This window comes from Sphaerisporangium sp. NPDC051011 (assembly GCF_040653595.1).
Classification (GTDB): Bacteria; Actinomycetota; Actinomycetes; order Streptosporangiales; family Streptosporangiaceae; genus Sphaerisporangium.
The window spans coordinates 145,474-160,976 of record NZ_JBFAGG010000008.1 but is presented as its reverse complement, the minus strand read 5'-3'; the positions used below and the strand labels follow the sequence as shown (position 1 = coordinate 160,976).

The following is a 15,503-nucleotide window of genomic DNA, read 5'->3' as shown; positions in this document are numbered from 1 at the left end:
TGTTCCGCCTGTTCGGTCATACCTGCCGCTGTGATACGGGATGTTATCGAGAAATCGTTCTGCCCCGGTGACCTGGCGCGGCGCCCGGTACGCCCGAATGTGATCAGCGGAGGCGGCGCAGCAGGCCGCGCGGGCGTGTCTCGGACGGTCCGAGCGCCCGGGGCGGCGTGGCGCCGTTCTCAGGGCTCCCCGGCCCCGCCTCGCCGGTCGCGGCGGCGAGCCGCTCGGCCAGGCGGGCGTTCTCGGCGCGCAGCCGCTCCACCTCGCGCCTGAGGGCGGGGTCCTCGACCTTGCCCCGCGTGGGCGGCTCGGCCTGGCCCGCGGGCAGGAAGCCGAGCGTCGCGCCGTCCACCCAGCGGGTGCCGGCCACGTCGTCCACGGCGGACTCCAGCGGCTCGCCGTCGGCGCGGACGAGCCGGGCGCGGGCGAACGCGCCGGTGTGCTCCAGCCGGGCCGCGATCACCTCGTCGGAGGTCTCGTCCAGGGCGATACCGACCAGCCCGTACCCCTTGCCGGCGGCCTGCTCGACCAGCTTGCGCAGCGTCTCGGGCCCGGGGACCCAGCCCGCCGGGCACAGCATGCGGTACGGCGTGGGCGCGGCCGTCTCGGGCACGTGCTCGGCGTACCGGACGCGCGGCTCGGCGCGGTAGAGGCCGCGCAGCAGGACCAGGTCGAGCATGGGGCTCCTCAGCGGGTCACGCCGGTCCTCGCGCACCTCGCTCCACGGCCCCACCAGCGTGATCGCGATGTCGTTCAGCGTGCTCGCCAGGAAGCCGTCGGCGGTCGCCCGCGCGTCCTCGTACGAGGCGAGGGTGACGTCGATCACGACCTCGACGTACGGGACCTGCCACTGGCGGCGCGGGTGGGTGCGCAGCCAGCGCATGACCGGGATGTGGTCGGGCACGAACGCCTGGTTGTACCGGCGCACCTGATCGCCGTCGCGCATCATCATCGAGGCCCCGAGGTGGCGGCTGCGCGCCTCGGGGGCCAGGACGAACGCCGCGCCGCGCTGGGCGAGCCGGTAGCCGAGCTCGCTGTCCTCACCGAGGACGAGGCCGGTGTCCAGCGGCCCGGCCTCACGCAGCAGCCGGGCGTTCACCGAGGCCGCGTTGGTGACGTGGACGCGGTAGGCCGTGTCGCGCTCGGTGCGCAGGCCGTTCGTGCGCTCGGCCAGGTCGACGATCCACGAGTGCGGCTCGCTCGCGGCCTCGTCGAACAGCGTCTCGGTGGCGGCGGAGGCGACCGCGTCGCGCACCTGCTCGGGGGTGGGCGTGCCGGGCGTGTGGTCGACGAACCGGACGTACCCCATCACGACGAGGTAGTCGGCCAGGTGGTGCCAGCGCATGTGCGCCTCCACCTCGTCGTGGAAGGTGACCATGTCGGCGTCCAGCCAGTGGACGACGTCGCCGGAGGCGCGGGCGAAGCCGGCGTTGCGGGCGTTGGAGCGGCCGCGTGAACCGGGCTCGCTGGTGATCATGAGGGTGTTGTCCGGGACGATCTCCGGCAGACGCAGGGCCGGGTGGGTGCCGTCGTCGACGACCACGACCTCCATGAGGTGCCCGGGATAGCTCTGCGCGGCCAGCGCGGCCAGCGTCAGGTCCAGTTTGTCCTGGTGCCCGTACGCGGCGATCACCACGCTCACCGACAGCGTGGGACTCCAGGCACCGGGCGCGGGGGGCTTCAGGACGTCGTAGTCGTTGTGCCGGATCCTCGGCTGCCCGTGCTGTGTCACTGTTCCCACTCCATGAGTCGGCTCGGCCGGAATCCCCGCCACTGATCTTTCGCGCGGGCCAGGAAGTAGCCGACGGGCTCCTGCCAGGTGTGCCCGCCCCTCGCCGCCCTGCGCGCGACGAAACCGAGGCCGTGCGTACGGTAGATCGCGCCGCCGGCCCGCATCAGGTCCTGGAAGAAATGGACGTCCACGGCGCGCGCCACCGGCCGGAAGCCGCCGAGCGCCTCGAACGCCGAGCGCGACACCACGAAGGTGCCGCCCGCCACATGGTTGGACATCGTCTCGCTGGTCCAGTCGCGGCGGATCGTGACGTCGATCTGCTGCAGGTAGAAGAACTCCGAGGCCGCGCCCACCAGTTCCGCGCCCGAGTACCCCTGGGCGAGCAGCATGTCCGCCAGGTGATCGGGCCCGTACCAGTCGTCGTCGTCCCATTTGCTGAGGAACGTTCCGCCGGCCCGCGAGGCGGCGAGATTCAGCACGGAGCCGAACGGCAGGGACGCGTCGGCCTCGACGACCGTGATCGGCCGGTCGAAGTCCCTGATGGCCGCCTGGAGCTCGGGCGCGGAGGCCGTCACGCCGTGCAGCGTGAGGACGACCTCCAGCTCCACCCCGCGCTGCCGGGCGATCTGGCCGAGGGCGAACGGCACCAGTTCGGCGCGCCGGGTGCACATCACGACCGAGATCGCGGGCGGCGGCGGGACCGGCACCCCGGCGCGGGCCGCCATCGACCGCCAGCGCGCGGTGGTGCCGTGGCGGCCGAGGGCCAGCCGGCGCAGCCGTACGCTGTGCTCCTCGCGGCGCAGCTCGTCGGCCAGGTCGGCCTCGGTGGCGCCGGCGGGCAGTGCGGCCAGGTCCGCCCCGAGGCCGTCCACGGCCCAGGCGGGCGGGGCGTCGGAGATCAGCGGGATCCCGGCGGCGGCGAGCCCGGCCACGGCGCGGACGGCCGCGATCGGGCCGGTGTGCGAGGGACGCCACGCGAACCGCAGCCCGCGCGCCCGGCGCAGGCGGCCGACGTCGGCGTCGGTGACGCCGCCGGACGCGGGCACACGGACGACCGTCCGGCCCTCCAGGTCGATCTCCCAGCGCCCGTCACGCTGGACGATCTCGGCGATCGGCTGCTTCGGCGTCTTGGTGAATCCCCGGGGGTTGACCGACCGCTCGTCCACCGGGGGGACGACGTCCGGTTCGATCTCCAGGGCCCGCAGCGCCTGGTAGCCGCCGGGGGAGCCGAAGCGCGCCCAGCTCACGTCCACGGGGCGGTCCAGGGCGGGGACGCGCGCGTCGATCCAGTCCTCCGCCGCGCCCGGCTCCTGGGCGTGGACGGCGTGGATGGTGTGGACGGCGTGGACGGTGTGGACGGTGTGGACGGTGCGGACGGCGAGGTCGGCGGTGGGCACGTCCGAGCGGTCGGGGACGGGGCCGCGTTCGTCGGCGAAGGTCACGTTCGGGTCGCCCGGCCGCCAGTCCGCGAGCCCGGGACCCGCCAGGCCCGCCATGGGAAGGGCGTACCCGGCGAGGTGGTGGCCGCCGAGGCTCCGGGCGACGGCCGCCGCGACCTCGCCCGAGGGCAGCGGCTCGGAGAAGCGCGCCGCGACCCGCCAGCCGGACGCCCCGTACCGGGTGACGCCGAGGTCGCGCAGCAGGCGCCGGCCGAGGCTCGGCGACAGGGGGAGGCCGGGGGCGTCGCACCACGACGGGGCCTGGGCAATGATCACGCAGGTGAGCGGCGTCGTCGGCAGCGCCGCCCCGAGGGCCACGGCCCGGCGCAGGTCCGTGGGGGTCCTCGCGACGATCACGACGGCCGGTGGGTCGGGCCGGGCCCACGGCGCGGGGCCCATCGTGTCCACGTCCGCCACCTCGTACGCCAGCCCCGGCAGCAGCGCGTCCAGGCCGTCGGCGTCCACGCCCGCGACGGCCACGGCGATCTTCGAGCCGGTCCGGATCAGCCTGGCCGCCGTCTCGGCGGGCAGCAGCGCGGCCGTCATGCCCGTCCCCGGGCGGTCACCTGGGCGCCCCACGTCATGCCCTCCGCCTGAGGACCATCGCCCCCTTCTCCGCGGGGTGGGCCGACCCGGTCAGCTCGGGGAACTCCCTGAGCCACCGGTCGGTGACCTCCCGTTCGGCGGGCCGGTCGGCGTCGTCCAGGACGAACCACGCGTCGGGCGCGCAGCGCGGCAGCAGGACGGGCAGCGCCGGGTAGCGGACCATCGGCGCGGTCGCCCCGGGAGGCCCGTCCACGAAGACCAGCCCGATGCCGGTCAGGTCGTCCAGCGCCCGGGTGTCGTACCAGGGGATCGTCTCGCCGCCGTCGGCCGTCCAGGAGGTCAACGGCGCGTGGCGGACCTCCACGACGTCCTGGAGGCCGTGGGCGATGACCAGGTCCCGGGAGGACTCGGCGAACCGCTCGTCGTGCTCCAGCGCGATCACGCGCCCGCCGCCGAACCGCTGGGCGGCGTACCCGAGCCAGACGGTGGACGCGCCGCTGCCGCACTCGACCACGATCTCGGCGGGGTCGGCGGCGACCCGCTCCACCAGCAGGCGAAGGACGTCCGGCGAGGCCGCCCACCCCCGCAGCCGGGGCATCGGGGCGCGCGGCTGGAACAGGGCGCGGATGTCGATCAGCGCCTCGAGCTGCGCGTAGTTCTGCCGCACGGCCCCCGACAGCTCGGACTGCCCGTCGCGGACCGTTCCGCCGAGCGCGTCCAGCCGCTCGCCGATCTCCCGCACGGTCTGGGCGACGCCGCCGCCGGTGGTCTCGTCGTGGACGAGCCCGCGCAGCTCGCGCAGGTCGGCGGCGTTGCTCCGCACGAGGGCGCGGATCTCGGACATCGACTCCGACAGTTCGGCCAGGCGATCGGCCTGCGTGGTGAGCGCCATGCGGTCCTCGCCGAGGGCCGCGAGAACCGAGCCGGACTGGCTACGGGAGGCGTCCACCAGGCGGCCCGTGAGCCCGTCCAGGGTGGTGGTGAGCTGGGTGAGGGTGTGCTCGGCCCGCACCAGCGCGGCGTCCTGGCGCTTGGTCCTGTTGTCGATGCGCAGCGCCTTGCCGTCGGTCCTGCGGACGCTCGCGACGATCGCGGCGGCCGCGGCGAGCACGAGCAGCGAGGCGGCGAGCTGGACCGCCGTGACGGGGTCCACGTCTCCGGTGACGGAGAGCACCACCAGCACCACCACCGCGAGGACTGCGAAGGCGGCGCTGCCGATCAGCAGGAGGCGGGGGGACAGCGTTGTGGCCGACCTCGTCGTCCTCGGCATCCGGGTTCCTGGCCTTTCTTTCTCTGCGCTGAAGAGAAACGGGGGGTGTCGCTCAGGTGAGCGGGCTCCAGCGGAGGCGTGAGCCGTACTCCGTACGCCAGCGGGCGAGCATGCTGGCCCACTGCAGGACGTAGAGCGGCCCTGACCAGCGGGTCTGCCGCGCGCGGAGCTCGGGGTCGGTCAGGGTGGCCAGCATCCGGGGACCGAGCAGCGAGCGTACGTCCTCGCTGGCCGCGATGCTCGCGGCGAGGGCGGACAGCGCGGCCGGGCTCGTCTTGCGCTGGGGGCCGGGTGCGGGCTTCTCGCCCGGGTCGTTGGTCGAGGGCAGCGCGGCCACGCGCGGCGCGCCGTACCGCAGCATCGCCAGGAAGTAGGCGTGGTCGCGGCGCGCGGACAGCGGCACGCTCATTGCGGCCGTGATCACGTCCGGGTCGGCGAACGGGAGCCAGATCTCCGCCTCCGGGCCGAGCAGCCAGGTGGGAGAGGTGTAGATCCCCCGGTAGCGGGTGTGCAGCCGGGCGAGGACGGGCGAGGCGTGGTGCCCGTCGAAAGGGCGCATCACCCGGTGGAACGCCGACAGGCCCAGCTCGGCGATCGCGTCGCCGACCCCGGGCGCCCAGACCTCGGGCTGGCGGGGGAAGTGCGTCGACAGCGCCCTCCACGTGATCTCCCGCGCCTCGTCGCGGCTCGGCGCCTCGGACGCCTCGGCGTGGTCGCCGCGGGTGCGGAACAGGGCGTCCCCGAGGCAGCCGTCGATCAGCGGCGCGCGCAGGCGGTGCACCGCGCGGGCGTACGGCATGGCCCACGCGTGGTGCAGGGTCTGGTACTGCGTGCGCAGCCACACCTCGCGGTGCTCGTGCAGCCACGCCTCCGGCCCCGGCCTGACCACGTGGTGCGGCACGCCGAGCGTCGCCGCGACGGTCCGCGCGTGGGGGATGTCGAGGTCGAGCCCGTCGTCGGTGCTGGTGGTCCAGGCCTCGATCTGGGCGGTGGGCCGTCGCACGGCGAGCGCGGCGAGCAGGCGGGAGTCCCATCCGCCGCTGAGGCCGATCGCCACGGGACCGGCGCGGTGCGGGATCCGGTCCGCGATCAGCTCGACGACGTCCTCGGGCGCGGGGGGTTTGCCCGGGTCGGCGGCGAGCCAGCCCGGCTCGAACCGCTCCACCCGCACCCCGCCGGGGACGTCCGGCCCGGCGCGCCAGGCGGTCGCGGGCTCCATGTGGCGGATCTGCGCGAACGGCGTCTCGTCCCCCAGTGGGGTCATCATGACCAGCAGGTTCGCCCAGGCCGACCAGTCGATGGTGAGAGGACGGTCGTCCAGGCGCGTCAGCGGGTCGATGCGGGTGGAGAAGTACAGGGCGTCGCCGACGCGGCGGACGTTCAACTCGTGCAGGCCGAGGGCGTCGGTGTGGAGGACGGCGCCGCCGGGTTCGAGGACCAGGCCGGCGGCGAGGCGGCGCTCGGCGGCCTCCCGCCAGGAGCGCGGCTGCGGGACGGAACCGGCCGCGGGCCACCACAGGTAGCCGGAGAGCGGCCCCCGCGACCAGTTCTCCGGCTCGCCGGTCGACCACAGGGTGGCCAGTGGGGAGCGGTGCACCTCGTCGAGCCCTCGCGGGGAGGCCGACACCAGCCGCTCCGCTATGCGCGCATCCCACTTTCCGATGGCACCGCAGACATATGGACGCGCTCGGTAGGAGATGGACATTTAGCTGATGGTAACGAGGTATTCGCTCCCGAAGTCCCGTGACCATCAGTTTTCACGGGCATTCCCAGATAATTCACATAGGGGGCGGGCGGTGGCCCGCCCCCTCGCACGTCCGTACCGCCGGCAGGCGTCCGGGCGCAGGTGATCAGCCCAGGCTCAGGCGAGCCTGTTGCCGGCGGACAGCAGGTCCTGACAGGCCAGCGTGACGCGCGCCGCCATGCCGGCCTCGGCCGACTTGCCCCACGAACGCGGGTCGTAGTCCTTCTTGTTGCCCACGTCGCCGTCGACCTTCAGCACGCTGTCGTACTTGCGGAACATGTGGTCCGCGACCGGGCGGGTGTAGGCGTACTGCGTGTCGGTGTCGATGTTCATCTTCACCACACCGTAGGAGATCGACTCGCGGATCTCCTCCAGCGAGGAGCCCGACCCGCCGTGGAACACCAGGTGGAACGGCTTCTCGGTGCCGTACTTGGCGCCGACGGCCTCCTGGATCTCGTGCAGCACCTCCGGGCGCAGCTTCACGTGGCCCGGCTTGTACACGCCGTGCACGTTGCCGAACGTCGCGGCCAGAAGGTAGCGGCCACGCTCGCCGAGACCCAGCGCCTCCGCGGTGGCGAGCGCGTCCTCCGGCGTGCTGTACAGCTTCTCGTTCATCTCGCCGACGATGCCGTCCTCCTCACCGCCGACGACGCCGATCTCGACCTCCAGCACGACCTGCGCCGCCGCGGCCTTCTCCAGCAGCTCGCGGGCGATCTGGAGGTTCTCGTCCAGCGGGCACGCCGAACCGTCCCACATGTGGGACTGGAACAGCGGGTCCTTGCCCTCGGCCACGCGGCGCTGCGAGATCTCCAGCAGCGGCCGGACGAAGCCGTCGAGCTTGTCCTTCGGGCAGTGGTCGGTGTGCAGGGCGATGTTCACCGGGTACTTGTCGGCCACCACGCGGGCGAACTCCGCGAAGGCCACCGAGCCGGTCACCATGTCCTTGACCGTGGGACCGGACAGGTACTCGGCGCCGCCCGTCGACACCTGGATGATGCCGTCGCTCTCGGCTTCGGCGAAACCGCGCAACGCGGCGTTCAGCGTCTGCGAGGACGTCACGTTGATCGCCGGGTATGCGAAACCATTGGCCTTGGCCCGGTCGAGCATTTCGGCGTAGACCTCTGGGGTCGCGATGGGCATCGGAAGTCAACTCCCTAGACGGAACGTAAACGTATGGGTGACGGGGGCTGGATCCCCGGGGCAAGTATTGCGAAGGAGTGGCGGGTGAGGAAGAAGGGGTCCAGCATGTGTCCGGCGCCGGAGCGGGCGCTCCCGCCGGGTCATCCCCTCATGGCCCGTTTTGGATGGAATTTGGATGGACTACGACTGGTCCTACCCACTGGCGCGTGCACCCCGCCCCTCGGCGGTAGTCTCATCCGTGATGGACCTCACTAACCTTCTCGACGCCCAATGGTGGATCGTCACCTTCGGGCTCATCGGCATTCTCGCGATCATCTTCGCCGAGACGGGGCTGCTGATCGGCTTCTTCCTCCCTGGTGATTCGCTGCTGGTCGTGGCGGGCATGGGAGCCTCCGCGGCCGTCGCGTCCTCCGTGGGTCTCGACGCGCCGTTCCCGCTGCCCGTTCTGCTCGTGTGCGCCCCGCTGTGCGCGATCGTGGGCGCGCAGCTCGGTCACTACATCGGCGCGAAGACCGGCCCGAGGCTGTTCGCCCGGCCCGACTCGCGGCTCTTCAAGCAAGAGTACGTGGAGAAGGCCGAGCAGTATTTCCAGAAGTTCGGCCCCGCGCGCGCCGTGGTGCTGGCGCGGTTCATCCCGATCGTCCGCACGTTCCTCAACCCGGTCGCCGGCATGCTCGGCATGCGCCCCACCACGTTCCTGGCGTGGAACGTCATCGGCGGCGTGCTGTGGACCGAGTCGATGCTGCTCATCGGCTACTTCGCGGGCAGCGCCATTCCCAACGTCGACCGCTACATCCTGCCGGGCGCGGCGCTGATCATCGTGCTGTCGGTCATCCCGATCGTTCGCGAGGTGCTCAAGAGCCGCAAGGAGGCCAAGCAGGCCAAGGCGCACGGGGCCGCCGCCGAGCCGCGCGGGCGGCACCACCGTGACGAGAGCGGCCAGTGGGACGCCGGGGACCCGACCTCCTCGCGTTGACCATCACCCCTGGTGGGCGGGGTGCAGAAGTCGATCAGAAGCCGGTCGAAGGAGTCCTGGCGACCGCCCGGTGAGCGTCCTGCTCGCGGGTTACCCTCCGAAGTGTGGGACGCCACCGGTCTGACCCCATGGGCATCGCCCGCCTGCTGCTCGTGGGCGTCGCGATCCTTGCCCTGCTGGCGTTGGTCGCCGTCGGCGTCATCGCCCTGGCCGGCGCGCTGAGCTCCGACGGGGCGGACGACGCCCCCGCTCCCGCCGTGACCGCCGAACCCGTACCCTCCGGCACGTCCCCGCCGCCGGTGGAGACCTCCGCCGCCGAGATCCCCACCTTGTACGTCGCATGCCAGGCCGACCGCTGCCCGATCTTCGTACGGGTCAGCGGCGGCGACATCGTGGAGGACCGCGATCTCGGCCGGGGCCAGCAGGCGTTCTACTCCCAGCTCTCGCTCGACGTGGTGCTCGCCGACGCCTCCACGGTGTACGTCGAGGTGAACGGCGAGCCGCGCTCCCCGGGCCAGCCAGGGGAGCGCCAGAGCTTCACCGCCCGCCGCCACGCCGGCTAGCCGTCCCCGCGATCGCGGTCAGCTCAGGCCGAGGTCGTCGAGCGTGTACGCGGTGCGGTACGTCAGGCCCGTCTCCTCGATCGCGGACGCCGCGCCGCGGTCCACGATCGTGGCCACGCCGACGATCTCGGCCCCGGCCTCGCGCAGCGCCTCCACCGCGGTGAGCACCGACCCGCCGGTCGTCGAGGTGTCCTCCACGGCCAGCACCCGGCGGCCCGTGACGTCCGGGCCCTCGATCCTGCGCTGGAGCCCGTGCGCCTTGCCCGCCTTGCGTACGACGAAGGCGTCGAGGGCGCGGCCTCGCGCGGCGGCGGCGTGCAGCATGGCCGTGGCGACGGGGTCGGCCCCGAGGGTGAGGCCGCCCACCGCGTCATAGCCGAGGTCCTCGGTGAGGTCCAGCATGACCCGGCCGACCAGGGGGGCGGCGGTGCCGTCCAGGGTGATCCGGCGCAGGTCCACGTACCAGTCGGCCTCCCGGCCCGAGCTGAGCACGACCCGGCCGTGCACCACTCCCTTTTTCTTGATCTCGTCCAGTAGTTTCGTGCGGTCATTCATGGTGGCCAGCCTAGAGACCCCTTCGGAGTGCCTCGGCGGGGCCACTCGTTTATCACCCCAGGCCGGTAATAGAAGGCAAACTGGTACGGTCTGCGGGAACCCTCCTAGATATGGGCATGCGCGGGCCGAATCGCCGGGATTCACCCTCGCGCGATCAGTGCCTTCATTACCCTGAGATAGGGCCGGGCTTCGGCTGCCACCGGACCTGGGCCATGTACGAAAGGGCGGTGTCGCGTGGATCGCTGCGCGCTGTTCGTGGACGCTGGCTATCTGCTGGCGGACGGCGCGATGGCCGTGCATGGGACCCGCCATCGCGAGGCCGTCGCCTGGGACTACCCCGGCCTGCTGCAACTTCTCTCCACGCTGTCGCGCGAGCGCACCGACCTCCCGCTGCTGCGGTGCTACTGGTATGAGGCCACCGTCGAGGGCCGGCGCACGCCCGAGCACGACGCGCTCGCCGACATCCCCGGCCTCAAGCTGCGCCTCGCCCGCATCCGGCCCGGCCGCCGCGAAGGCGTGGACGCGCAGGTCCACCGCGACCTGATGACGCTCGCCCGTAACAACGCCATCTGCGACGCCGTGGTGGTCAGCGGTGACGAGGACCTCGCCCAGGTCGTCAGCGACGCGCAGGACCTCGGCATCCGCGTCACCGTGATCCACATCGCGGCCGAGGGCGGGTGGGCGGTCTCGCGCACGCTCCAGCAGGAGTGCGACGACCTCATCGAGATCGGCAGCGGCCACCTGCGGCCGTACGTCAACCTCGTCACGGGCAACGTCGCCGCCGGGCCCGACAGCGGCCTTTCCAACGGGCTCCACCTGCCCCAGCCGGTCGGCAACGGCCGCGCCCGCGAGTCCTCGCCGTCGTACAACGGACGGCCCCCCGCCTCCACCGGCTCCTTCGCCGCCGTCTCCGGGCTCTCGTCCACGCCGCCCGCCCAGTCCCCGCCGGCCCACGGCCTGTCCGCGTCCCCACCCCAGGGGTCCGGGCCCTCGCCGGCCCGCTCCTCGCAGGGCTCCCACGGCGCCGGTTCGCACGACGCCGGCATGTCCCAGGTGGGCTCCCCGCAGGCCTCCTCCGACCCGGGCCTGTCGTCGGGGCCGTCCGGCTCGCATGACCCGAACGCGCTCGGCTCCGGCTCGCTGGGCACGAGCGGGGTCGGCTCGACGTCCCTCGGGTCCACGTCCCTCGGACCCGCCTCCCACGGCCCGCCCACCACCGGCGAACAGATGAGCGCGCAGGGCTCCGGCCTGCTCGGCTCCTCGCCGGGAGCGCACGGCGGCCCGGACTCGGAGACGACCGCCCCGCACAGCAGCGGGTACACGAGCCCGCCCGAGGGCACGGGGTCGCACGGCGCGGGGGGCACGGGGTCCTACGGCGCGGCTGCGGGCCGGCGCGGCGCCGGGCTCGGCGTTTCCCCCGGCGTCTCCCCTGGTACGGATGACGCGGGTGCGCGCGAGCCGGGCATGACGGGCTCCCACGGCGCGGGTTCGTACGGCCAGGGGAGGCCGGCCTCCCAGGACTCCGGGGGCCCCAGCATCGGCCCCCTCTACGGCCCGGTCTCCCAGGACTCCGGGGGCCCCAGCATCGGCCCTCTCTACGGCCCGGGCTCCCAGGACTCCGGGGGCCCCAGCATCGGCCCTCTCTACGGCCCGGGCTCCCAGGACTCCGGGGGCCCGAGCACCGGCCCTCTCTACGGCCCGCCCTCCCAGGACTCCGGGGACCCCAGCACCGGCCCCCTCTACGGACCGGCCTCCCAGGGCTCCCCGGACCACGGGCCTCTCTCTTCCGCCCGGGGCTCCCACGGCCCGCAGGCGGGTGGCACGCACGGCTCCTTCGGCGGCTCCCAGGCGTCCCAGGCGAGCGGTGGTGCGTACGGTCCGGGCGGCTCCCACGGCCTGGGCGCCGGCGCGCGTGAGGGCGCGGAGACGGGCGGCGGTCCGCATGGCCAGGCTTCGCACGGCCAGGGTCCCCAGGGGCAGGGTGCGCAGGGCCAAGGTTCGCAGGCGCAGGGTTTGCAGGCGCAGGGGTCGCAGGGTCAGGGACCGCAGGGCCAGGGCGCGGGCGGCTCGCGAGGTCCCGCCGCGGGCGCGGACGCCGGTCCGTACGGCGCGTACGACGCCGCGCCTCCCGGGACGCTCACGGGCGCAATGCCCGCCATCGGCGCCTCCTACGGCCTGAGCTCCACCGGTCCCTCCTCGGGCACGGGGGCCCACGGCGGGAACTCCGCCGCCTCCGCGCCCGGCGCCGGATCACACGGGCAGGGCTCCGCCGGGTCGTCCTCGGCGGGCGGCTCCTACGCCGCCGGGTCGCCGGGCGGCGGGTCCTATGACGGGGGTTCCACCAGGTCGTCCTCCGGCGGCGGGTCCTATGGCGGGTCCTCCTCTGGCGGTGGGTCCTATGGCGGGGGTTCCGCCGGGTCGTCCTCCGGCGGCGGGTCCTACGGTTCCGGTTCCTCCGGCTCCTCCTCGGGGTCGCGTGGGCTGAGCTCCGCCGGGCCCTCGTCCGGCACGGGGTCGCACGCCTCGCCCGGCCGCTCCTCCGGCCCGCCGCGCTCGTCCCAGCCCGCGCTACCGGCGCCCTATCAGGCCTACTCGTCGGACTCCACGCCGCCTGGCTCCCCGCCGCAGGCGCCCCCGCTGGCCGCGCCGGTGCCCCCGCAGGGCTCCGCCCAGTACACCCTGGGCGGCTCCGGCGGTCCGCCGTCCTACCCCGGGCCCCAGCTCGGCCCGTACACCGGCCCGCAGCCCGCGCCCGTGCCCCCGCAGGCCGGCTCACCCGGCACGACGACGCTCGCCGACGCGGTCAAGGCCGCCCACAAGGAGGGTCACGACTTCGGTGAGTCGGTCGCCAGGGACGCCCCGGCGCTCTGGCTGGAGGCCGTGCTCGCCCGCAAGCCCCGCATGCCCTCCGACCTGGAGGCGCGCCTGCTCCAGGGCTCGTCCCTGCCCATCGACTTCCTCCTGCACGACGAGGTCCGCCACGCCCTGCGCCGTGGCTTCTGGGACGCCCTGGAACGCGCCCGCCGCTGACCCCGCGCCGAACCACGCCCGTCGCTGACCGCCGCGCTCACAGGACCTCGGTGACGCAGCGGCGGGTCATCGTCGCCGCCACGTCGTGCGCGTTACGTTGGGGGCAAGAGATACCCGTCGTGATGGAGGTTCCGTGCCATACCGGGGACCGCTTCCGAAGCGAGCGATCGGCCGTTTGAACTCCTGTGTCCTGACGTTGCGCTCGTCTCCTCGATGGGGCCGGTTGGTCAGCAGACACCTCACGGTCGTCACCTACACGGGACGCCGTTCGGGACGCACCTTCAGCACCCCCGTCGCCTTCCGGCGCGTGGCTGACAGCGTCACGATCCGCGTCCAGTTCCCCGACGCCAAGAAGTGGTGGCGCAACTTCTTGGACGAGGGAGGACCGATCTCGCTGCATCTGGATGGGATCGACCGCACCGGGCATGCGGTCGCCACTCGCGACGAGGCGGGCCGCGTCACCGTCACCGTCCGTCTGGACGGCTGACAAACCCCCGCAGGAACAGGGCGGGGTGCCGAGCGGCGGCTGTGCGACCGCTCGGCACCCTGGTCACCTGAGTTGCGTGGGGACGATTACGCCCCGGCGTTCTGGGCGTTTCGTTCGGCGGTCTTGCGGACCTGGTCGATCTGGGCCTGGGTGACGGTCAGGGAGCCGAACTGCTTGACCGCCTGGTAGTACGTCCAGGCGAGCCCGTCGCAGGTGGACTTCGAGATGCCGGAATATCTGGCGCAGACCTGCTTCATGTCGAAATAGAACGCGTCGTCGATGTGGGACTTGTTGCTGGGGAACTGGCCCACCGCCTTGTAGTTGCGGTAGCCGAAGTCGTGACGCCGGCACGGCGTCCTGAAGTCGAAGCCGAGGGGCTGGTCGGGGCTGCTCGAACACAGGTCGGTCGACCAGTCGAAGTTGTAGTCGGCCCAGGCTCCCTGGTTCTGCCAGGCGGAGAGCCAGGCGGAGGAGCTGGACGCCGTGGGCTGGGTGAAAGTGGAAAGTGCGGCGAGTTTTTGCTCCAGCGTCACCGCGAATGCGGGTAGCGTTAATCCGAGTATTGCGGTGAGGGAGAGGGAGACCAGCGCGAGGGCTCGCTTGACCATGGGGCTCTGCCTTCGTCCGGGGGTAGGGCGCGCGACAGCTGTCCGCAATGCACAAGAATGAGCTGAAATATCCCCGCCCGCCGGAACAGACCTCCATCAAGATCCGAACCGATATTCACGAACAATCGCTCTTTACAGAATGACAAGCGCATGTAAGGCCGGCGATTTTCCTCGTGGACCACCCGTCAGCTGTCGGCCACCGGTAGGACGCGTCCGATCTCCCCGCGATGAACGACCCATCGACGCGCACGCCAACACAGGTCAGGAAGGGCGGTCGGCCTGCGGCTTGATGACCGACGCGCCCCCTGATCGTCAACATTGCGCGCAGCCGCGCTGGGACCACCGTCACCAGGGAGCCCGGCCAACCGCTGAGTCATCGAGTTTAACCTAAGTATCTCAGCCATCTTGCCCGCCCTCTTGGACTAACGGCTATGGCAAAGCGTTAAGCTCAACGCCGTGGAACTGAAGGCAGTTGACCCATTCCCGCTCCTGACGCGCTTATCGATAATTAGCAACGCATGGGAAGTGGTTGGAGAGCTTCAATGGATGACGTTACGTAGTTATGGCATCACGGATTGATGACGTGTGGCTGGTCGTAGTCCATACCGGAGGCATGACGTATCCCGACAGCGGTGTGGGTTGAGCGCGCAGGCGCGGGCACGCCGGGAGCAGGTGCGATTCGCGACCGGAGCGATGTTCGCGGCAGGGGCTGGCGATCGTCAGGTCGCCGAGCACTTCCGGGTGAGCCGGATGGCCGACTGTGAGCGAGTCGCCCGCGGCAGCCGTACCTATTAGCTGCACTGTCTTGGGGTGCTCGCTGTGTGTGCATACCACAAGGCGTTGGTTATTCGGCCGTTCGGAAGAATATGAACGGGGGCCCTCTGTGTGGCGACGAATCCGGCCGTCTCCAGAGCACGCCTACAGGCTATGTTGGTGTTCTCCGTTCCCGCTACGACCGTAGCGATGCCAAGGTGCTCGTGAGCCAGTGTCAGCGCCGCCCCGAACAGCTCGCTACCCAAGTGATGACGACGAAATGCGGGGGCGAGCCAGCCGCCGATCTCGTAACCATGCGGCTGGCGCCCTACAGAAACCATTCCAGCATGCCGACCGGTGCAAGTGTCGACCCCGTGCAGGTACCAGGAATCTTTGAACTGCATGATGCCGCCTCCCCGCCGAGGCCCGGTGGCCAGGAGTTGCGAACGCCGTGGCTCGTAGACGATGTCCGTCGCATTCCAACCGAACCAGTATTGCGCCTCATAGTCGCTCGCCGAGGCGAGTCCCACTAACAGCTCATTCTCGGTAGGACTCCGGAACTGCAGCCTTTCTGCCTGGATGATATGCATTCGTCCATGGCAGACATCCTGCGACTTTCGTCTGTGCCTCAGCAGTCGCATGTCCCCGTCGCGCTCCCTG

The 15,503-nt window shown here is 72.0% G+C and carries 12 protein-coding genes; 4 read left to right on the top strand and 8 right to left on the bottom strand.

The window, feature by feature from the left end:
• Nucleotides 1-103: 103 nt before the first annotated feature.
• The 5 genes from AB0H21_RS20025 to fbaA form a co-directional block, all read right to left on the bottom strand.
• On the bottom strand, nucleotides 104-1,732 hold the full coding sequence (locus AB0H21_RS20025) for a glycosyltransferase (RefSeq protein WP_358518390.1): 1,629 nt from the start codon (nucleotides 1,730-1,732) through the stop codon (nucleotides 104-106).
• On the bottom strand, nucleotides 1,729-3,750 hold the full coding sequence (locus AB0H21_RS20020) for a glycosyltransferase (RefSeq protein ID WP_358518387.1): 2,022 nt from the start codon (nucleotides 3,748-3,750) through the stop codon (nucleotides 1,729-1,731). Before AB0H21_RS20020 ends, AB0H21_RS20025 begins: the two co-directional genes overlap by 4 nt.
• 1 nt (nucleotide 3,751) lies before the next feature.
• On the bottom strand, nucleotides 3,752-4,987 hold the full coding sequence (locus AB0H21_RS20015; RefSeq protein WP_358518385.1) for a class I SAM-dependent methyltransferase: 1,236 nt from the start codon (nucleotides 4,985-4,987) through the stop codon (nucleotides 3,752-3,754).
• Between the two features lie 52 nt (nucleotides 4,988-5,039).
• Nucleotides 5,040-6,692: an asparagine synthase C-terminal domain-containing protein gene (locus AB0H21_RS20010; protein WP_358518382.1), complete on the bottom strand. Its 1,653-nt coding sequence runs from the start codon at nucleotides 6,690-6,692 to the stop codon at nucleotides 5,040-5,042.
• Nucleotides 6,693-6,848: 156 nt separating this feature from the next.
• Nucleotides 6,849-7,871 carry a class II fructose-bisphosphate aldolase gene (fbaA, locus tag AB0H21_RS20005; protein WP_358518380.1) on the bottom strand — a complete coding sequence of 341 codons (1,023 nt, stop codon included), beginning with the start codon at nucleotides 7,869-7,871 and terminating at the stop codon, nucleotides 6,849-6,851.
• Between the two features lie 241 nt (nucleotides 7,872-8,112).
• Here fbaA and AB0H21_RS20000 point away from each other — a divergent pair, with 241 nt between their 5' ends.
• Both AB0H21_RS20000 and AB0H21_RS19995 read left to right on the top strand, forming a co-directional pair.
• Nucleotides 8,113-8,847 (top strand): VTT domain-containing protein, encoded by a 735-nt coding sequence (locus tag AB0H21_RS20000; protein WP_358518377.1) that lies wholly within the window; start codon nucleotides 8,113-8,115, stop codon nucleotides 8,845-8,847.
• 104 nt (nucleotides 8,848-8,951) lie between these two features.
• Entirely contained in the window at nucleotides 8,952-9,410 is a 459-nt protein-coding gene (locus AB0H21_RS19995) for a hypothetical protein (protein WP_358518374.1), read from the top strand.
• An 18-nt stretch (nucleotides 9,411-9,428) separates the two neighbouring features.
• Here the strand turns inward: AB0H21_RS19995 and pyrE are convergent, their stop codons facing one another.
• A complete protein-coding gene (gene pyrE / locus AB0H21_RS19990; RefSeq protein ID WP_358518372.1) occupies nucleotides 9,429-9,965 on the bottom strand; it encodes an orotate phosphoribosyltransferase in 537 nt (178 codons plus the stop codon).
• A gap of 234 nt (nucleotides 9,966-10,199) precedes the next feature.
• Between pyrE and AB0H21_RS19985 the strand changes: the two genes are divergently transcribed.
• Nucleotides 10,200-12,995 carry an NYN domain-containing protein gene (locus AB0H21_RS19985; protein ID WP_358518369.1) on the top strand — a complete coding sequence of 932 codons (2,796 nt, stop codon included), beginning with the start codon at nucleotides 10,200-10,202 and terminating at the stop codon, nucleotides 12,993-12,995.
• Between the two features lie 223 nt (nucleotides 12,996-13,218).
• Nucleotides 13,219-13,482, top strand: coding sequence for a hypothetical protein (locus AB0H21_RS19980; protein ID WP_358518366.1), 264 nt, complete (start codon nucleotides 13,219-13,221; stop codon nucleotides 13,480-13,482).
• Between the two features lie 86 nt (nucleotides 13,483-13,568).
• On the opposite strand, the gene AB0H21_RS19975 is transcribed toward AB0H21_RS19980, so the two are convergent.
• A complete protein-coding gene (locus AB0H21_RS19975; RefSeq protein ID WP_358518364.1) occupies nucleotides 13,569-14,090 on the bottom strand; it encodes a phospholipase in 522 nt (173 codons plus the stop codon).
• A 791-nt stretch (nucleotides 14,091-14,881) separates the two neighbouring features.
• On the bottom strand, nucleotides 14,882-15,433 hold the full coding sequence (locus AB0H21_RS19970; protein WP_358518361.1) for a GNAT family protein: 552 nt from the start codon (nucleotides 15,431-15,433) through the stop codon (nucleotides 14,882-14,884).
• Nucleotides 15,434-15,503: the final 70 nt, after the last annotated feature.